The following is a 19,880-nucleotide window of genomic DNA, read 5'->3' on the forward strand; positions in this document are numbered from 1 at the left end:
GTTCAACAGGAGGAAGAATTCTTTGGCGTTACATATTGGCTTCCCGACAGCCTTGATGTATTACAGCCATTTTCCCTTCTGGCTAGCCTTTTTTAACCGTTTGGGAATCGAAATTGTCACGTCACCCCTTACTACCAAGGCTATCCTGGATGACGGCTCCCGCGAAGCAGTAGCCGATGCCTGCATTCCTATTAAACTCTACCACGGTCACGTCTTGACCCTTAAAGATAAGGTAGATGCCATTTTTATCCCGCGCATGGTAAGGATAAGTAAGCGCGCCACTTTTTGTCCCAAATTTTTAGGTTTACCGGATATGGTGCGTGCTAGCCTGCCCCACCTGCCCCCCATCATCGATCTCCAGGTCGATGCGGGCCGGGGCCTATGGGGTTTATGGCCGACCTGCCGGGGCCTGGCCGAACTGCTGGGTTTTAGCCTGCGGCAGGCATGGTCTGCCTACCTGGAAGGAAGGCACCACCAGCATGCCTACCAGAAATTGCTCCTGGCAGGTTACCTGCCCCTGCAGGCCATGGCCAAACTACGGGGCGAGGCAGCTGAAGCTCCAATCAGGGAACCGGGAAAATTGAACCTGGCCGTCCTGGGCTATCCCTACCAGGTTTACGATCAATATATCAGCCTGGATATCATTGGCAAGTTAAAAAAGATGGGCGTGAACGTCTGGACCATGGAAATGGTCCACCCGGCCAGGCTTTACCGGTTGAGCAGCCGCCTTCCCAAGCGCCTTTTCTGGCATTATTCCAACCTGGTTCTTGGAGCAACCTATCATTATCTCCACCAGGGAAATATAGACGGCATCATTCACGTCACTGCCTTCGGTTGCGGCCCCGATGCCATGGTGGATAAGATTATGGAACTGGACATACGGAAGTTAAGTCGTGGACAACTACCCTTTATGTCTGTAAGCATTGATGAGCAAACGGGTGATGCCGGTATAACCACCCGACTGGAGGCCTTTGTCGATATGCTGCACCAGAGGAGGGGGAACAGGTGAAAAAGGTGTCCTTTGCCCATATGGGATATTCCTACCTGGGTTTCAAACAGCTGGTGGAAGATATGGGCTTCGAAGCCGTCGTCCCGCCCAACCCCAGCCCCGCCACCCTGGACCGGGGCGTTACGTATGCCCCGGAATATGCCTGTATCCCCTTTAAAATGGTCCTGGGCACCTACCTGGAAGTCCTGGAACGGGGGGCGGAGATAATCATTACCTCCGGGGGAGTAGGTCCCTGCCGCGCTGGCCTGTACGGCATGATGCACGAAAGGATTTTACGCAACCTGGGGTTTAACTTTGATATCTTTGTTTTTGATCCCCCCCTGACGGGTTTATGGCCATTTTTTATCAAATTAAGGCGCGTACTCAAAACAGCCGGCCTTTCCTGGCTGGCCTTTGTGGAAGTCGTTCGCCGTGCCTGGGCCAAGTTAAAGCTCCTGGATGAGCTGGAACAGCTGGCCACCAGCATCCGCCCCTATGAATTAAAAAAAGGGGAAACTACCCGTACCTTCCACAGCTGTCTCAAAATAGTGGAACAAGCCCGGAGCCGGAAGGAAATAGCTGCTGCCCGGGAAGAATGTCGGCAGCTTTTACAAAATATTCCCCGGGATACCGGCCGCCGTCCCCTCAAGGTGGGTATTGTCGGGGAAATTTACGTCCTGCTGGAGCCCTTTATGAATCTGGATATAGAAAAAACCCTGGGAGAGATGGGGGTTATTACCCACCGCTCTATTTACCTGACCCAGTACACGGCCACCGACGTTCTGGCCCACGGTGCCCAGGACGTGCGCCAGCTGGCCCACCCTTATCTAAATCAATTTGTCGGGGGACACGGCCAGAATAGCGTCGGCGAAACCATCCTTTACGCCCGGAATGGTTTTGACGGTGTCATCCAGCTGGCACCCTTTACCTGCATTCCGGAAATAGTAGCCAAAAGTATTTTGCCGCGAATCAGCCGGGACTTTGGCATTCCCATCTTAAGCCTGACTATTGACGAACAGACCGGCCGGGCCGGAGTGGAAACCAGGCTGGAAGCCTTTGTCGATCTTTTGCGCCAGCGGCGCGAGCAAATGGAGGCCAGGAGTAATGCAGTCCTGTTACCTGGGTATTGATGTCGGTTCCGTCAGTACCAACGTCGTTGTCATTACCGCTGCAGGCGAAGTATTAAGCAGTCTTTACATACGTACCCACGGCCAGCCTATCCAGGCCGTGAAAGAGGGCCTTCGCCGGGTGAAGGCCACCCTGCCGGGAGACGTGAGCATCGCTGGGGCCGGTACCACCGGCAGCGGCCGTTATCTGGCGGGGGCCATTATCGGCGCTGATATTGTTAAAAACGAGATTACAGCCCATGCTGTGGCCGCCCGCCTGGAAGTACCGGAGGTACAAACCATCCTGGAAATCGGCGGCCAGGACTCCAAGATTATTATTCTCCGCCAGGGAGTAGTGATCGATTTTGCCATGAACACCGTCTGTGCCGCCGGGACGGGTTCTTTCCTGGATCAACAGGCCGCCCGCTTAGGGATTCCCATTGAAAACTTCGGCGAACTGGCTTTAAAGGCCCGGCATCCTGTACGCATTGCCGGCCGCTGCACAGTGTTTGCCGAATCCGACATGATTCATAAACAGCAAATGGGGCACAATATAGAAGATATTATTGGCGGCCTGTGTGAGGCCCTGGTCCGCAACTACTTAAATAACGTCGCCAAAGGCAAAGAGATACTCGCCCCCATCGTTTTCCAGGGGGGAGTAGCGGCCAACGCCGGTATCCGGGCCGCCTTCAGTAAAGCCCTGGGACAGGAAATAATCGTGCCCCGCCACTTTGCCGTTATGGGAGCCCTGGGCGCCGCCCTCCTGGCTCGAGATCACGTCAACAATAACCGGGAAACTAAATTTAAAGGTTTCGAAGTAGCCGAAGAAGAATTCCGGGCCCACAGTTTTACCTGCCAGGGGTGTTCAAACCTGTGTGAAATTGTTAATATAGAAGAAGAAGGTAGTATAGTTGCCCGCTGGGGCAGCCGCTGTGGCAAATGGGATACCCTTGGTGAATAGGAAAGGAGTGGAGGGGCTTGCGTGAAAGTACCTTTTCTTTCTGGGAGGATACGGAGTTTAACGCTTTACCAGGTAAACCCCTGGCGGCAGCCGACAATGCTTACCAGGGCCAGGTCGGTGAGGAAGAGAGTTGGCTCTGGGAAGCCAGCAACGGTGAAGGTACCTACCTGAACGTTTTCTTTACCGTCTGCGGTGAAGAAGGAAAAGCTCGTCTCCTACTGGCCCGACCGGGCAAGGAAATAATTACCCGGGAAGTCACTGCCCCTTTTACGGCCGCCACCGATCGCCTCGATGTCCGCATGGCTGGTAATCATATCTACCAGGAAGGAAACTTTTTCCGCCTGGAATGGCGATCAGGAGAGCCGGGGCTGGAGTTAGAGTATGAACCCCAATTGCCTGGCTGGCAACCGGGCCACGGCCGGATTAACTACGGCGAGAAGGGTGATAAATACCTGTTCTGGACCGTTCCGGTACCTCGCGCCCGTGTCAGTGGCAAGATAGTCCTGGCAGGACAAGAGGAGAGCTTTAGCGGCCAGGGATATATTGAGCACCGGCGTTATAATTTCCCTTTACCGCAGACCTTAGGAGGAGCCCTCCTGGGGCGTTATTATACCGATGCCTATACCCTCCTGTGGGCCGACTTCTGGGGCAACCTCCTCTACAGTGGTAAACACGTAAGGGCCCTTTACCTGGCACGCCATAAAGAAATCCTGGCTGCCACCGGCAACCTGGAAGTGCAGGTTTTTGAACAGCTAACTAAGGATAACTTGAGCTATCCTGCTGAACTTTCCTTGCAGGCCGGTACTACACCCCTCATCAGGCTGGATATTAAAGAAACAACAGCTTTAGGCCCGCGATTAGTTACCGCCAAGGGGGTACGAGGTCTTTACTGCCGCTTTAAAGGGCAACTAAGGCTGGCCACCCGGCCGGAAGAAGAAGTTTCCGGACTGGGATTTATGGAAACCTTTACTGCCAGGGACTAAAGGATTGCAGGTGTTACTTATGGAAAATACTTTCAATGCCATATGTCAAAAGCTCCACCAGCTGGATTATAAGGTAACCCCCCAGCGCCAGGTGATACTCAAGGCCTTCCTGGAGAATGCGGCCGAGCATTTGAGTGCCGAAGAGGTATATAATATAGTCAAGGAACGCTACCCCGATATTGGGCTGGCTACCGTTTACCGCACCCTTGATCTCTTGGCCGAACTTGATATTTTGCAGAAAATCAATTTCGGTGATGGCCGTACCCGGTATGAACTGGACCAGCACGAAACCCACTACCATCACCACATGATCTGCTTGGAATGCGGCCGGGTCCAGGAGTTTGATGATGACCTGCTGGAATCCCTGGAAAAAATTTTAACCCGGCAGACCGGTTTCCATATTACCGATCACCAGCTAAAATTTTTCGGATACTGTCGTGAATGCGCTGCCAAAGACCGGGGGAAGTCGAGTAGCGACGTTATTTGACGTACGATTTTTGGTATTTATGGAAGGATATGGTATGAAGGAGGACGAAAAATTAAGGACAGGATGGATATGAAAAGGAGCGATGCACAGTGTCCAGTCCTGTCCAAAATCCAGCTTACAGACGAGACCAGCAGCCAGTTGCCCTCTCCAATAAAGAAACATTAAGTAAAGAAGAGCAGGCCTGGAGGCTGCTGGAACAGGGGCGCTATCCAGAAGCGGCCCGGCTTTATCAATCTATCCTTCATACCAGGAAGCGGTACGCTGCCGGGTGGAACAACCTGGGTTATTGTCTTTTTAAAATGGGAAAAGCCAAGGAAGCCCTGGCCTGTTACCAGAAAGCCCTGAAACTTGCTCCCAAGGATGCGGACATTTTAATTAATACCGGGCTCTGTTACCAGTGCCTGGGGCAATGGCAGGAGGCCTACCGGTATTTTCAGCGGGCCAGCCAGTATGGTGCCAGGGATGCCGAACTACTGAATAACATAGGTGTCTGCTTGGCCCAGCTCAACCGTACTGAAGAAGCCATCAACTTTTATCACCAGTCCCTGGCCCTGGCCCCGCGACAGGGGGAAGTTATCGCCAACCTGGCGGCTGCCCTGGCCCAGGGACGGCGCTGGCTGGAAGCAATTGAATGCCTGGAAATGGCCCTGCGCCTGTTACCGGCGGACTTCTCCGTCCTCAATAATGCCGCCATTTGTCTGGAAGCTCTTGGTAAATATTACCTGGCTGCCCCTCTCTATGCCCGGGCCCTGGCCCTCCAGCCGGGCGACCTGCAGGTTAGGCGAAATTATGCCGCCTGCTTGATCAAGCTACGCCGGTTAGAGGAAGCCCGGGAAGTCCTAGAAGAATTGTTGCGCCTTGACCCCAGGCATAGCGATGGGTGGCAACTGTTGGGCATCCTGTTTGAGGCCATGGGTGAGCCTGAAACTGCCGCCGGATGTTACAACCGGGCCTGGGGATTGACTCCCGCCAGTAAAGAAGAAAGAAAGGAGAGAATGGGCCTGCATGCGCCTGCTAGTCAGCAAGAGTTTTACCAGCAACGATGAATTATATAAAATTGTTGACTTATTAAATAAAACCCTGAAGGATTATAACCTGATGTTCGGCCTGTCCCAAGATACAGATGGGCATACCATGACCCTGTCCATTTACGAGGTGTAACATTGCTAATCCTGGTAACTAACGACGACGGTATCCATGCACCTGGTATCAAAGCCCTGAGCCTGGCCCTGACGGCCATCGGCAGAGTGGTAGTCGTAGCCCCCGAAAAAGAACGCAGCGCCATAGGTCACGGTATAACCATGCATAAACCGTTACGGGTTACCGAAGTTCCGTGGGAAGAGCCCATCGGCAAGGGTCTGGCCATTAACGGCACTCCTGCCGATTGCGTTAAACTGGCCCTGGATGCCCTCCTGGAGGAACCACCGGCCCTGGTTGTCTCCGGCATTAACCGCGGTGAAAACCTGGGTACTGATGTCCTTTATTCTGGTACCGTTTCGGGAGCCATTGAAGGCTGTATCAACGGCCTTCCATCCCTGGCGGTATCCCTGGTAGGGGAAGAGGAGTTTGATTTCACCTTTGCCGCCAGTTTCACGGCTCGTCTGGCCCGGGAAATACTGAAGCGGGGGCTGCCGCAGGGTACTTTGTTGAACGTGAATATTCCCCACCTGCCTGAGGCTGAAATAAAGGGGATAGCCATCACCCGCCTGGGCCGGCGGCGTTACGTCAATACCGTCAGCAGCCGGAAAGATCCCCGCGGGCGGGCTTACTACTGGTTGGCCGGTGAGAAAGAGGACCTTGACCAGGGTCCCGATACCGATATCGGTGCCTTGAGTTGCGGCTTGATTTCCCTGACACCCCTGCAGCTAGATTTAACCCATTACGCCTTCCAGGAAGAATTAAGCAGCTATCTACCAGGCTTGTGGCCGGGCCACGGTAATAAATAAAGGTGGGTGGGGTTAATCACGCCAGAAGCAAGGAGGATTAAGAGATAGATCAAGCCGCCGCCGGCAATAGCCTGGATAAGACGCCAGGTTGCCGGTACAGCAGCGAGAACCGTCCAGATAAAGGAAGTAACCAGGACCAGCCCGCAGGAGGCCACCAGGGGCCAGTAAACAAATGTCCGGAGATCCAGGCGTAAAGGGGTATACCTGGACAGAGCCAGGAGATTTAAAATAGCCGTCACCCCGCTACCCAGGTTCACTCCCAGGGCAGCTCCGGTAATCCCCAACAAGGGAGTAAAGAAATAAATTCCCAGAATATCAATAATCCCGCCGGTAACGGTCGTCCTGAGGACGATGGGCATAGCCCCCAGGCCGTTGAGGATGCCGACGGTAGTTTGCTCGAGGTAGATAAAAACGCTGCCCCAGGCAAGCATTTTCAAGGCCACCCCGGCTGCCGGGGTAGAGAAAATGAGGTCACAAAGTGGTGTAGCCAGGAGATAAAAGATGACCGCAAAGGGTAAACCGCTTAAAACCGTAAGTTTTAAAGCCTGCCGGCAGCGTTTAGATAAAAGATCATAATCCTTAATGGCCTGGGCTTCAGCAATGGCCGGGACCATAGCTATAGCAACTGCCACCGTAATAACCATAGGGAGGTAAACCAGGGTCAGGGCGATGCCGGCATACTGGCCATAAATTGTCGTTGCTTCCACTACACTTACTCCCCAACGCTGCAGCTGGCGGGGGATCAGCAGGGCCTCCATGGTTAACATCAACCCGCCGGCTGCCCGGGCCAGCATGACTGGCAAGGACAGGCGGGCCAGGGGTAAGATATCGGCCTGCATTGAACCTTCCTGGTAGGGAGCAACTTCATAGTAGGAAAGCGCCTGCCAGAAAATAACGATACTTATAACCAGCCCTGCCAGTTCCCCCAGGACCATACCCATAGCCAAGCCGGCGGCAGCCATGGCCACCCCGTAGGGAAGAAAATGGAGGCCAAAGAAAAGACCAGCACCCACGCGGACCACCTGTTCACTTACCTGGGCCAGGGCCACCGGCTGCATCAGTTGCAATCCCTGGAAATAGCCACGAAAGGCCGAACAAGTACAGACCACAGGGAGGGCCAGCAACATAACCATAAAAGCCGGGTAAACCCGGGTATCGGCGAAGAACCTGCCAGTTAGATAAGGAGCCAGGGACCATAAAGTTAAGGCTGCTATGAGCCCGCTACCGGTTAAAAAATATAAAGAGAGACGGAAAACACTGCGTACCTTTCCCCAGGCCTGGAGGGCTACTCGTTCCGCTACTAACTTGGCCAGGGCCACCGGCACACCGGCCGTAGCGATCATTAAAACCAGGCTATAGAAGGGAAAAACCATTTCATAAAGGCCCATTCCTTCGGCACCAATATAACGTACCACCAGGATGCGATAGGCAAAACTGACGATCCTGTTTAATAGGCTGGCCAGCATGAGAATAGCAGCACCCTGCCAGATAGATGCACGCATACTTTCACCCCATCTAAACTTATGCCAGCCGGTAAATGTTTAGAAGAACCAGAAGTGGGGAAAAGTAGAAACTGCCTATCGTAAAAATATTTGAGTAGAAAAAGAGGATTTTTACAAAAGGAAGGCTAATATATACCTTGTTAAGTTTTCGTTAACAGCAGAAGGATGAGGAGGGCTTAATTTAATGAAGGTTTACCCCAGTACCAATATCCGCAACGTTGGCATTGTAGCCCATGGCGGCGCCGGCAAAACGAGCCTCACGGAAGCACTGCTGTATAATACCGGGGCCACCAAGCGTTTGGGCCGGGTGGACGAGGGCAACACCGTAACCGACTACCACCCGGAAGAAATCAAACGCAAGGTAACCATTAATACCTCCCTCGCTTTTGCCGAGTGGCAGGATCATAAGATAAATATCCTCGATACGCCGGGTTACAGCGATTTCTTTGGCGATGTGGTAAGTGCCTTACGGGTAGTTGATAGTGTGCTGGTAGTTGTCAGCGCCGTAGCGGGCGTGGAAGTGCAGACGGAGGTTGTCTGGGAAGAAGCCGAGGCCCGTCACCTGCCGCGGCTGGCCTATGTTAATAAAATGGACCGGGAAAACGCCAATTTCCAGAAGGCCGTAGAATCCATGCGGGAACGTTTGAGCGGTCGTATTGTCCCCGTCCAGCTACCCATAGGAGCCGCCGAAACTTTTAGCGGTGTCATCGATATTCTAAATCAAAAGGCCTACACCTATAACGATAACGGCAATGAAAAAGAGGGCCCCGTCCCGGCGGAATACGCCGACGAAGTTGCTTCTTTACGGGAAGCCCTGGTCGAGGCTGCGGCCGAAGGCGATGACGAACTTTTAATGAAATACCTGGAAGGCGAGGAACTTACGCCGGATGAGGTGCGCCTGGGTCTTAAAAAAGCCATTGCCGAAGGAAAAGTGGTCCCGGTCCTGTGCGGTTCAGCCCTGAAAAATATGGGGGTTAAACCCTTGCTAGACTATATTGTGGACTATTTACCTTCGCCCGTAGACGTGGCCGGTAAAACAGCGGCCGAACTGGAAAAGGAAAGCCTGGCCGCCCTGGTATTTAAAACCCTGGCCGATCCCTATGTCGGCAGGTTAAGTATGTTCCGGGTTTACAGTGGTATCCTGAAATCTGATTCCAGTGTTTACAACGCCAACCGGGAAAGCGAAGAAAAAATCGGCCAACTTTTTGCCCTCCAGGGCAAAAACCAGGTAGCCGTGACCGAAATGCGGCCGGGGGACATGGGGGCCGTTGCCAAATTACAGGTAACTACTACCGGTGATACCCTCAGCGCCAAAGCCGACCCGGTCCAACTGGAAGGAATCAACTTCCCCGAACCAACCCTTCCTGTAGCCATCAGACCTAAAAGTAAAGGTGACGAAGATAAGCTCAGCAATGCCCTGGCAAGGCTACTGGAAGAAGACCCGACCCTGCGCCTGAGCAAAAATACAGAGACCAGGGAAACCATTCTCACCGGTATGGGCGAGTCCCACCTGGACATTACATTGGAGCGCCTGCAGCGGAAATTCGGTGTCGAAGTGGAAATGAGCACACCCAGGGTACCCTACCGGGAAACCATTCGCACCAGTGTTACCAGGGTGGAAGGCAAGCACAAGAAACAAACGGGCGGTCACGGCCAGTACGGGCATGTCTTTATCGACATGGCCCCCCTGCCCGACAAGGAATTTGAGTTTACCGAAACCATCTTCGGCGGTGCCGTGCCACGGCAGTATATCCCAGCCGTAGAGAAGGGCATCAGGGAAGCCATGCAGGAAGGGATCCTGGCCGGCTACCCGGTTACCAATATTAAGGTCAACCTGGCCGACGGTTCATACCATACGGTCGACTCCTCGGAAATGGCCTTTAAGATTGCCGCCGGGATAGCATTCCGCAAGGCCGTCGAACAGGCCAAGCCGGTACTGCTGGAGCCTATCATGAACGTTGAAATTACCGTGCCCGAACAGTTCATGGGTGACATCATGGGCGATTTAAATAGCCGCCGGGGACGAATTCTTGGAATGGAGCCGAAGGGCAAAAACCAGGTAATCCGCGCCCAGGTACCCCTGGCAGAAATGTACCGTTACGCTATCAACTTGAAGTCTATCACCCAGGGCCGCGGCCACTTTAAAATGGATTTTGCCCAGTACGAAGAAGTCCCGGCCAATATTGCCGAAAAGATTATCCAGGAAGCCAGGCGAGAAAAGGAAGAGTAGGCACCTTGTAGCCCCCTCATCAGGAGGGGGCTCTGATTTCTCGTTTACAAAAGCGAGGAAAAGGGGAGAAATTAGGGAGGGATTGCGGGTTAAGCATAATTTAACCCTCCCTGATACCTCTAAGTTGGACTAATTGCGCGGAAAAACGATAATAAATAGTCATCTGGCTGACACCATCTGTGGATAAGGGTAGGAGATTTATCCCCATGCGCCGCCTTAGACCGTCAACCCTCCAAGGGCAGGTCTTATCCCTGCTACTGGCTGTTTTATTGCTTGCCTTTGGTCTGGTCGGGTTAATCGTCAATAGGGCCGTTAAGATCGAACTTGAGGAAAGGGTGGGGCGACAAGCGCTGAACCTGGCCCGCGCCGTCGCCCGCCATGATGTGTTGCGGCGGTATTTGGGTCAGCCCTCCGGCAGCATATTCATCCAACCAGTGATGGAAGACATCCGCCGGGCTACGGGCGCCGAGTTCATCGTGACCTTCGACAATAAGGGTATCCGCTACTCTCACCCGGTTCCTGAAAGGATAGGCAAGCATGTAGTTGGCGGGGATGAAGGTCCTGCCTTACAGGGTAAAGAGTATGTATCGGTAGCCGTGGGTACCTTGGGCACTTCGGTCCGAGGTTTTGCCCCTGTATATGATTACAGGGGGCAGCAGGTCGGTGCCGTTCTGGTAGGATTTCTCGCCCAGGACGTAAAATTCCAGATAGGCAAGGTACTAAAGCAAGTCTACCTTGCCTTAGTGGTAGGGATTTTGGCTGCGGTTTTAGGCTCCTATTTTGTGGTGAGAAGGATAAAGGCCATTATGTTTAACATGGAGCCTTCGGAAATAGCAAAACTTTTGAAGGAAAGAGAAGCCATTTTGACCTCCCTGCACGAAGGCTTAGTCACGGTAGACAAAGAGGGCCGGATAACCTTTGTCAACGATAATGCGCGGCGCATCCTGCGCTGCGACCCCGAAGTAATCGGCCGCAACGTAGAAAAGGTTATACCGGGCGCCAGGTTGCTGGCGGTGCTCAAGACGGGGCTGGCCGAGCTAAACCGGGAGCAGTTGACGAACTTCGGGGTGATCGTGAGCAACGTAGTGCCCATTAAGGTGAAGGATGAGTTAGTCGGAGCTGTGGCCAGCTTCCGCGATAGGACTGAGGTGAAACAAATGGCCGATGAACTAAGCGGTGTCCGGCGCTACGCGGAAGCCCTCCGTACACAGGCCCACGAGTTTCGCAACAAGCTCCATACCATTGCTGGCTTCCTGCAGCTCGGAGACCATGAGAGGGCGTTGAACTATATCATGGAGGCAATAGACCCCCAACAGGATTTACTCCTGTTTCTCAACCGGAGGATCAAGGCTGAGACCCTTACCGCATTGTTGCTGGGTAAAAGCGGCAGGGCGCGAGAGCTGGGGATAAAGTTTGTCGTGCTGCCTAATACCCGGGTGGACTGGCTTCCGCCGGACATAGACCAGAACGACATCTGTACTATTGTGGCCAACCTTATAGAGAACGCCTTTGAAGCGGTGTTGACTTTACCGGCCGACCGGAGGCGTATAGAGGTTTTGTTAGAGAGTTCCCCCGAGCAGCTAGAGATCCTCGTGGCCGATTCCGGTTCCGGTGTCCCGCCCTCGCTGCGCCGAGAAATATTTAGAAACGGTTTCTCTACTAAGAGCAACGGCCGGGGTATCGGCCTGGCCCTGGTGGAGAGGCTGGTGAAGAATCTAGGCGGGAGTATAACGGTGGGACAATCACCCTTGGGGGGAGCCCTGTTCAGCGTGCGCATACCCTGGCCTGAAAGGGTGGAAGACTGATGACGGCGGTGGGCGTCTTTATTGTCGAGGATGATCCAATGGTGCTGGAGATCCACAGGCGGTTCATAGAGTCGGTACCGGGTTTCCAGGTGGTAGGTGCGGCCCAGGACGGTCAATCGGCCTTAGAAGGGGTGCAGAACACCGGGGCGCAGCTAGTTATACTGGATATCTTTATGCCCGAGATAGACGGGCTTACCCTTCTACGCCAGCTCCGCCAGCTTACCGTCCCTGTAGACGTTATCGTGGTTACAGCCGCCCAGGAAGCAAGTACAGTGCAGGAAGCTTTGTGGCTTGGCGCCGTCGATTATCTTATTAAACCATTCAGGTTTGAGCGGTTGCGGCAGGCATTGGAGCGCTACCGTAACCGCTGCCGACAGTTAATGCAGTTAAAGACAAATGAGCTGAAACAAGAAGACCTGGACCGGATCTTGGAGACCAGACCAGAAGCCAACAGGCCGGACCTTCCTAAAGGCCTGCAGGATAAGACCCTGGATTTGGTAATTCAGGTACTAAAGTCCCGGTCGCCATCCTCCTTATCCGCGCGGGAAGTGGCTGAAATGGCAGGGCTTTCTCGCATCACCGCCCGCCGTTATTTGGAATACCTGCTGGGCCTCGGTCTCGTGATTGCAGAACCTGAATACGGCAGCGTAGGGAGGCCCCTGAACCGCTACCGCTGGAACGAGGGTAGTGGCGAGAATAGACAGTAAGACGAACAAAATGAACAAAAATACCGATATGACCAATAAGCTTCTCCGCCGGCGCGGAGGAGCTTATAATTTATTTAAAATATTTTTGTTTCCCAGAGCTATACTTCTTCAAAAGGAGGTGGAAAAAAGGGGAGAACGAATATAGTTTTCATATTTTCTAAAAAACCAACATTACTCTGTCTGCAGGAGGAAGAGGTTTCGATGGCGATAGTCCAAGAACGGAAACAGGTTGCCACATTCACTATTCTGGGTCTGCCATGGTATTACTTTACTATCGCTGCTGCTATCGTCCTTATGTCGGGGCTATGGACTTTCGGTAAGAAGACTTTGCTTCCCCTTAACCTCATTGGTGCGTTTGCCTTTATGGCTGTCCTCGGGGCGATTTTTAACGAGGTGGGCAACCGCTTCCCGATTATAAACACCTACTTAGGGGGCGGCCCCATAGTCATCATCTTCGGGACCGCTGCTCTGGTACATTTTAAAATCTTACCTAAACCCCTCACTGACCTAATCGGCAACTTTATGCAGGATTGGGGTTTCCTGGAGTGGTATATTGCCTCCCTCATAACCGGTTCCATCCTTGGCATGAACAGAAAACTGCTGGTGAAGGCCTTTGCCCGCTACATTCCTGCTATCCTGGCCGGCGTCGTTGCCGCGTTGGGTCTGGTGGGCATAGTGGGTGCCGTTACCGGTTACGGCTGGCGGGAGGCCATCTTGTTCATAGGCATTCCTATAATGGGCGGCGGAATGGGCGCCGGAGCAGTGCCCCTTTCTAAGATCTACGCCGGCGCATCCGGTGGGGATGCTGCCAAGCTCCTATCGATGATGATCCCAGCAGTGGCCCTGGGTAATGCCCTTGCGATTATATTCGCGGGCCTGCTCGACCGTCTGGGACGGGTCAAACCCCAGTACACGGGTAATGGCCAGCTCATGAAGGTGGCGGACGATTCCATTATCAAGGCCGACGAAAAACCGGCCCTTAAGCTTGAGATGCTAGGCACCGGTTTGTTATTGGCGGGTACCTTCTTTGTCATAGGCCAATTCTTTGGGATGCTCTTCCCTTCAATCCACGCCTTCGCGTGGATGATCATTGCTGTAGCGGTGGTGAAGGCTTTGGGGTTGATCCCCCATCAATATGAGGCGGCCGCGTACTATTGGTTCCAATTCGTGATGAGTAACTTTACCGGGGTCCTGCTGGTGGGCATTGGGGTCAAGTACACCAGCCTGGCCGATATCATTAAGGCCTTCACGCCTGCTTATCTCTTGTTAGTAGGTATAACCGTCCTGGGAGCTATCATTGGCACCTGGTATGCCGGAAAACTCGTCGGATTCTACGAGATCGAGTCCTCGATAACCGCCGGGTTGTGTATGGCTAACATGGGTGGAACGGGAGATGTGGCTATCCTGAGCGCTGCCCGACGGATGGAGATAATGCCATTCGCGCAGATCTCTTCGCGGATCGGTGGTGCCATTATGCTTATAATTGGCGGTTTGTTGATTAACATCCTCAGTAAAATATAAGGTAAAGTCTTCTGGGTTGAGAATTCTATTTAGGAAGGTTCATACCGGATGAGGTATCAGGTAACCGTTTACTGTTTCAAGGCGCCTTTGCTCGAACACCGGTGGGAAGAAAAGCCGCTCCCCCGGTACGGAGTTTAAGACCAGGCGTATTGACCAGTCTAAAAGATATAAAAGAACGCGGTTTTCGAGCTCGTCGAGAGTTACGATCCTAAGGTTTTCGTGTCATTTAACGCAAGCGCGGACGAGGCAGCCTTCGAGAACGGGGAAAAGTGCACGACCGGTATGCTATTTAAAGCTGCCATGCGGTCTGCTTCCGGTTTTGTAAGCCCAAGAAAGGCCCGGGAATCGACCGCAATATGAACTATTGGACCTTTCTCGCCAGTTTTGCGGTCCTTTCCCAGGCCTTCGGCACCTTGGCAGCTATAGGTCTGGGCATACAGTCCTTGCCAGGGCGAGGATGGTAGGCTATAACTTCGAGCAAAAGATGTTTGGAAGCACCGGCGGGGTGAACACTCACCGGCGGCTGCTGTTTCTCCTCGGCCTGGCTGCCGGGGTTGCCGGCTGTTTACTGGGAAGGCAAGGCAATACCCAAATCAACGATTTGATTGCACATTTTACGGGCGCTGCGAATACCCGGGGAAGAAAATTAATCATGCAGTGGGCGCGTGGCATAGCTCCGACCCGCTTGACAGGAGAAACCCCGCTAACAGGTCTTATCATCCGGCACCTTAAGGCAGGGAGAAGGATAGAGAATTAAAATAATATGGCCTCCTAAGAACCATGGTCACCAACTGGTCCTTTAGAGGCCATAAATTTTGATATATCTGGTTGGCAGGGGTGGCAGGACTCGAACCCGCAACCAACGGTTTTGGAGACCGCTACTCTACCAATTGAGCTACACCCCTACAGCAATTTTATTATACCCCCTTTCCGCCCGCCAGTCAAGGATAACATTTTTACCACCAGGCAGGTTTCTTTTTTTATAAGCCGAATATAGATATAATGTCAACTTTTCGAGGTGTTGCCCTTGGTATACGCTGATCTCCACATTCACACCCTGGCTTCGGACGGAAGCCTAACGCCGGCTGCAGTCCTGGAACAGGCAAAAAAAATCGGTCTCAAGACCCTTAGCTTTACCGATCATGAAAGCCTTGCCGGTTATTACCAGACTCGCAATTATGCCCGGGAACTCGAACTGGATCTCCTGCCTGGGATTGAAATGGTTACAAGTTTTAAAGGTCACGAAATCCATCTCCTTGGTTATAACTTTGATCCCTATTCTCCCGTACTAATCTCCGCTTTACAAACAATCTGCCGGGAACGAAATTTCCTTGCCCGCAAAATTATCCAGCGCCTGCAAGCCCTTGGTTTTAATATTAGCTGGGAACAGGCCTTAAAGCTAATACCCCCTGGCGGGGTCTTGGGAAAAAACCACATCCTGCAACTTTTACGGCAGGCTGGTTATATCCGGGAACCTGCCCAGACAATCGAATTTTTGCGGCGTTATTTATCCCCCGGGGGCCTGGCCTACATCCCCTATGAAGGTAACCCCTTGCCTCGAGCAATCGCCTTGATTCACGCCGCCAAAGGGATTGCCGTGCTGGCCCATCCCGGCCTGATCAGAGACGACGGGCTGTTAAATCTCATCCTGGAAGAGGACATTGACGGCCTGGAGGTATTTTATTATTATCTAGGGGATAAAGGAAGAGCCGCTATCCGTTATTTCTACCGGCTGGCCCTGGAACGGCGGCTTCTCATTACCGGTGGCACCGATTTCCACGGTATTTATACGCCAGTAGAAATGGGCTCTATGGGTATTTCCGCCAGGATGGTTAAAAGGCTAAAGGATTTTAAGGAGGCACCTGTAAAAATATGAAAATCGCCGTCTTAATGGGAGGCCCTTCTTCCGAAAGGGAAATTTCCTTAAAGAGCGGGGCCGCTGTTGCCGCAGCCCTGGAAGGACTGGGGCACGAGGTTAAAAAAATCGACCTGGATGAGGAAGTAGTTGCTAAACTAAAGGCTTTTGCTCCCGATGTTGTGTTCAACGCCCTGCACGGCAAGCCGGGAGAAGACGGTTCCGTTCAGGGTTTGCTGGAGATTCTGGGCATCCCCTATACGGGCAGTCGCGTCCTGGCCAGCGCTATTACTATGGATAAAATCATGACCAAACGCATCTTACGCCAGGCCGGCCTGCCCACACCGGATTTTTTAAACTGGACTGCCGCCCAGTATGCATCCGGCTGCGAAGAGGTAAAGAAACGCATTTTAAAGGACCTGGGTTTACCGGTGGTCATTAAAGCCCCGACCCAGGGTTCTACAATCGGCACCTTTATCGTCAGGGAGGAAGGAGAGCTAGCTACCGCCATTGAAGGCGCCTTAAAGTATGATCCGTGCTTTATGGCCGAGGCTTTTCTTCCCGGCCCGGAAATAACGGCCGCCGTCCTGGGCAATAGCGATCCCCTGGTCCTGCCTCTTATTGAAATTGTTTCCCATACCGGCTTTTATGATTATACGGCTAAATATACTCCGGGTTTAAGTGATCATATTATCCCACCCCGGCTGCCGGAGGCCGTCCTGGCCGCAGCCGCCTCCCTGGCCCGCCAGGCTTATATCCTCCTGGGCTGCCGCGGCTTTGCCCGGGTGGATATGATTGTGGCCGGAGGGCAGTCTCCCCAGGTCATCGAAGTCAACAGCGTGCCGGGGATGACGGCCACCAGCCTGGTTCCCGACGCTGCCCGGGCTGCCGGGCTGGACTTCCCGACCCTGGTGCAAAAAATAGTCGAACTGGCCCTGGAAGCTTGAGAAGTGTAAGGAGGCAGCCCCGGTACCACGGGGCTTTTTCTTTTAACCGGAAGGAAAGGCCACCCCGACTGGCGAAGTATTACTGTAACCCCTCTGCAGGAGGTTTTTAATTATGAGCATCCTGAACCGCATACGGGTAATCCTATTAATCTTCATCTTTGGCGGGCTGGGTATTGCCTTCCTGGGTTCCCGTTTCCTGGCTGACTGGTACTGGTTTGGCGAAGTCGGCTACCGCCAGGTCCTCATCACCAGGCTTTTATCCGACTGGAGCCTGCGGCTGGGAGTCCTATCCTTTTTCTTCCTTTTCTTTTACTTCAACTTGCTATTTACCTACAGAGGACTAAATTTATCTCCTTCCCCCAGCCGGGAAAGCTGGAGCTTAAAAGAGTACCTGGTTGACCGTTTCGTTACCCGGCGGCGGTTGACCATCCTTTTCCTCATGATCAGCCTTGCCGGCGCCTTGCTTTTCAGTCCCCTGGCAGCTGGTAAATGGCTGGTTGTCCGGCAATACCTGCAGGCAACTAACTTTGGGTTTACTGATCCCTTATTCGCCAGAGATATTGGCTTTTACGTCTTCAAATTACCGTTTTACAATTTTCTCTATATCCTTATAGTCACGGCCCTGGTAGGAGCCGCCCTGGTTACCGGCTTTTTCTACCTGCTTTTTAATCCCGGGGAACTCCTGGGCTTTAGAAAGGGTCGCTTTGCCCGTCCCCAGGTTCATTTTTCCACTCTGGTGGCCCTCTTCTTCCTGGTCCAGGCCTGGGGTTTCCGCCTGCGGGCCTTTGATCTGGTCCGTTCACCCCGGGGTGTAGCCTTTGGCGCCAGTTATACAGATATCCACGCCCTGCTACCGGGGTATAACATCCTGGCCGGCGTAGCCGTAGCCTGTGCCTTGATTATCTTCCTCAATGCCTTCCGCCGCAATCTCAAGCTGGTAGGCATAAGTGTCTTGGCTTTCATTGCTGCTTATGCCTTGCTGGTAGTTATTCTACCCCTGGCAGTACAGAAATTCCAGGTAGAGCCCAATGAGTTTGCCCGGGAAGAACCCTACCTGCGTTTTAATATCGACTTTACCCGCCGCGCCTTTGGTTTAGATAAAATAGCCGTCCGGGAATTCCCGGCCCGTAATAATCTTACCCCGGCCGACCTGGAACAGGAGAAGATTACCCTGGATAATATCCGCCTGTGGGATTACCGGCCCCTGCAGCAAACCTACAGCCAGCTCCAGGAAATCCGCTCCTACTATAGCTTTAAGGACATCGACGTCGACCGTTATACCTTGGGAAACAGCCTGCGCCAGGTCATGCTTTCAGCCCGTGAGCTGGACCAGAATAAACTACCCGACCGTGCCAGGACCTGGATCAACGAAAGAATGCGTTATACTCACGGATACGGCCTGGCTATGAATCTGGCCAGCACCGTTACGCCGGGAGGCCAGCCCGAATTTATTGCCGGCGATTTACCCTTCCGCAGCAGTGCCGGAATCCAGCTGAACGAACCCCGCATCTATTACGGTGAGTTAACCGGTGATTACGTTATTACTGGCGGCAGGGCGGCTGAGTTCGATTATCCCTCCAGTGAGGGTGATAACTTCGTCGAAACCCGATATGCGGGGAAGGGGGGAGTGGCCCTCAATAACTACTGGCGGCGTCTCATCTTTGCCTTCCGCTTTAATGACTACCGGTTATTGATGAGCAGGGAATTGACGCCCGAAAGCAAAATCCTCTACTACCGCAATATCCAGGAACGGGTCCGCAAGATTATGCCTTACTTGCGGTATGACGCCGATCCTTACCTGGTGGTCGCCGGCGGGCGGCTGTACTGGCTGCTTGACGCCTATACTTTAACCAATATGTACCCCTATTCCGAACCAGTCGACGAGGGTTTTAATTACATCCGCAATGCGGTAAAGGTGGTAGTTGATGCTTATAACGGTACGGTCGACTATTACCTTATTGATCCCCATGAGCCTTTAAGCCAGACCCTGGCCAAAATTTTCCCCGGCCTCTTCAAACCTCTGGAGGCCATGCCGTCCGAACTGCGCCAACACCTGCGTTATCCTGCAGAACTGCTGGCCATCCAGGCCAGGATGCTGGCCAGCTACCACATGGAAAACACCATGCTTTTCTATAACAAGGAAGATGCCTGGAGCATCGCCGAGGAAATGGTGGGCGACCAGCGCCGAGCTATGGAACCCTATTATACCTTGCTGCGCCTGCCCGGCGAACAGGAAGAGGAATATATATTGATGCTGCCCTTCACCCCGGCGCGCAGGGTTAATATGGTGGCCTGGCTGGCGGCCCGCAATGACGGCCCCCACTACGGCCAGCTCCTACTTTATACGTTCCCTAAAAATCGTTCCATTTATGGTCCCATGCAAATTGAAGCTCGTATTGACCAGGAACCCGCCATCTCCCAGCAACTTACCCTCTGGGACCAGCACGGTTCCCGGGTTATCCGCGGTAATCTCCTGGTTCTACCCATTAAAGAAGCATTGCTCTATGTGGAACCAATTTTCCTCCAGGCCCAGGAGAGCAAGTTGCCGGAACTCCGCCAGGTGGTAGTTGCTTACGGGGAGAAAATAGTCATGGCCGACACCCTGGCCGGTGCCCTGAAGGCCATTTTCGGTGACCGGACAGCTGTTACCCCGCCACCGGCAACAACGGCACCTCCTTCCGGGTCGCTTACAACTAGCAATTTAGCAACTTCCATCCAGGAAGCCAACCGCCTTTACAGTGAGGCTCAGGAAAAACTGAAACTGGGCGACTGGGCCGGTTATGGCGAAAACATGAAGAAACTGGGACAGATTCTCCAGGAGATGCAACAAAATTACCGCTGA

Annotated in this window: 17 protein-coding genes and 1 tRNA gene; 16 read left to right on the forward strand and 2 right to left on the reverse strand. The window is 53.2% G+C overall.

The features are described from left to right. Positions 1-22: 22 nt before the first annotated feature. The 8 genes from FLZ89_RS14745 to surE all read left to right on the forward strand — a co-directional run bounded on the left by FLZ89_RS14745 (position 23) and on the right by surE (position 6,471). Positions 23-1,009, forward strand: coding sequence for an acyl-CoA dehydratase activase-related protein (locus FLZ89_RS14745; protein WP_141264440.1), 987 nt, complete (start codon positions 23-25; stop codon positions 1,007-1,009). Then, entirely contained in the window at positions 1,006-2,118 is a 1,113-nt protein-coding gene (locus FLZ89_RS14750) for a 2-hydroxyacyl-CoA dehydratase (protein WP_141264439.1), read from the forward strand. Before FLZ89_RS14745 ends, FLZ89_RS14750 begins: the two co-directional genes overlap by 4 nt. Then, entirely contained in the window at positions 2,093-3,055 is a 963-nt protein-coding gene (locus tag FLZ89_RS14755; protein ID WP_141305206.1) for an acyl-CoA dehydratase activase, read from the forward strand. Before FLZ89_RS14750 ends, FLZ89_RS14755 begins: the two co-directional genes overlap by 26 nt. Before the next feature lie 17 nt (positions 3,056-3,072). Further along, a complete protein-coding gene (locus tag FLZ89_RS14760; RefSeq protein ID WP_141305207.1) occupies positions 3,073-4,038 on the forward strand; it encodes a hypothetical protein in 966 nt (321 codons plus the stop codon). 19 nt (positions 4,039-4,057) lie between these two features. Then, the gene (locus FLZ89_RS14765) at positions 4,058-4,525 is read left to right on the forward strand and encodes a Fur family transcriptional regulator (protein WP_141264436.1); all 468 of its coding nucleotides are present in this window, start codon (positions 4,058-4,060) and stop codon (positions 4,523-4,525) included. Positions 4,526-4,614: 89 nt separating this feature from the next. Beyond that, on the forward strand, positions 4,615-5,571 hold the full coding sequence (locus FLZ89_RS14770; RefSeq protein ID WP_141305208.1) for a tetratricopeptide repeat protein: 957 nt from the start codon (positions 4,615-4,617) through the stop codon (positions 5,569-5,571). Further along, positions 5,531-5,686, forward strand: coding sequence for a YpmA family protein (locus FLZ89_RS14775; RefSeq protein WP_141264434.1), 156 nt, complete (start codon positions 5,531-5,533; stop codon positions 5,684-5,686). The genes FLZ89_RS14770 and FLZ89_RS14775 overlap by 41 nt, the downstream gene beginning before the upstream one ends. A 2-nt stretch (positions 5,687-5,688) precedes the next feature. Further along, complete coding sequence (surE, locus tag FLZ89_RS14780) at positions 5,689-6,471, forward strand: 5'/3'-nucleotidase SurE (RefSeq protein WP_141264433.1); 783 nt, start codon at positions 5,689-5,691, stop codon at positions 6,469-6,471. Here the strand turns inward: surE and FLZ89_RS14785 are convergent. Beyond that, positions 6,432-7,973 carry a putative polysaccharide biosynthesis protein gene (locus tag FLZ89_RS14785; RefSeq protein WP_141264432.1) on the reverse strand — a complete coding sequence of 514 codons (1,542 nt, stop codon included), beginning with the start codon at positions 7,971-7,973 and terminating at the stop codon, positions 6,432-6,434. The genes surE and FLZ89_RS14785 overlap by 40 nt on opposite strands. Before the next feature lie 184 nt (positions 7,974-8,157). On the opposite strand from FLZ89_RS14785, the gene fusA reads away from it, so the two are divergent. The 5 genes from fusA to FLZ89_RS14810 all read left to right on the forward strand — a co-directional run bounded on the left by fusA (position 8,158) and on the right by FLZ89_RS14810 (position 14,993). Continuing rightward, positions 8,158-10,203, forward strand: a complete 2,046-nt coding sequence (fusA, locus tag FLZ89_RS14790; protein WP_141305209.1) for an elongation factor G — start codon at positions 8,158-8,160, stop codon at positions 10,201-10,203. 206 nt (positions 10,204-10,409) lie between these two features. Further along, the gene (locus FLZ89_RS14795) at positions 10,410-12,008 is read left to right on the forward strand and encodes an ATP-binding protein (protein ID WP_141264430.1); all 1,599 of its coding nucleotides are present in this window, start codon (positions 10,410-10,412) and stop codon (positions 12,006-12,008) included. After that, entirely contained in the window at positions 12,008-12,715 is a 708-nt protein-coding gene (locus FLZ89_RS14800; RefSeq protein ID WP_141264429.1) for a response regulator, read from the forward strand. The genes FLZ89_RS14795 and FLZ89_RS14800 overlap by 1 nt, the downstream gene beginning before the upstream one ends. A 201-nt stretch (positions 12,716-12,916) precedes the next feature. Further along, entirely contained in the window at positions 12,917-14,236 is a 1,320-nt protein-coding gene (locus FLZ89_RS14805; RefSeq protein ID WP_141264428.1) for a 2-hydroxycarboxylate transporter family protein, read from the forward strand. A gap of 364 nt (positions 14,237-14,600) precedes the next feature. After that, positions 14,601-14,993 carry a triphosphoribosyl-dephospho-CoA synthase gene (locus FLZ89_RS14810; protein ID WP_256369525.1) on the forward strand — a complete coding sequence of 131 codons (393 nt, stop codon included), beginning with the start codon at positions 14,601-14,603 and terminating at the stop codon, positions 14,991-14,993. A gap of 72 nt (positions 14,994-15,065) precedes the next feature. On the opposite strand, the gene FLZ89_RS14815 is transcribed toward FLZ89_RS14810, so the two are convergent. Then, positions 15,066-15,141: transfer RNA gene (locus FLZ89_RS14815), tRNA-Trp, on the reverse strand. 122 nt (positions 15,142-15,263) lie between these two features. On the opposite strand from FLZ89_RS14815, the gene FLZ89_RS14820 reads away from it, so the two are divergent. From FLZ89_RS14820 to FLZ89_RS14830, 3 genes are all read left to right on the forward strand, one after another. Further along, positions 15,264-16,112 carry a PHP domain-containing protein gene (locus tag FLZ89_RS14820; RefSeq protein ID WP_141264426.1) on the forward strand — a complete coding sequence of 283 codons (849 nt, stop codon included), beginning with the start codon at positions 15,264-15,266 and terminating at the stop codon, positions 16,110-16,112. After that, on the forward strand, positions 16,109-17,038 hold the full coding sequence (locus FLZ89_RS14825) for a D-alanine--D-alanine ligase (RefSeq protein ID WP_141264425.1): 930 nt from the start codon (positions 16,109-16,111) through the stop codon (positions 17,036-17,038). Before FLZ89_RS14820 ends, FLZ89_RS14825 begins: the two co-directional genes overlap by 4 nt. 112 nt (positions 17,039-17,150) lie before the next feature. Beyond that, entirely contained in the window at positions 17,151-19,880 is a 2,730-nt protein-coding gene (locus FLZ89_RS14830) for a UPF0182 family membrane protein (protein WP_141305210.1), read from the forward strand.

It is taken from the genome of Moorella sp. E306M (genome assembly GCF_006538385.1).
Lineage (GTDB): Bacteria > Bacillota > DSM-521 > Neomoorellales > Neomoorellaceae > Neomoorella.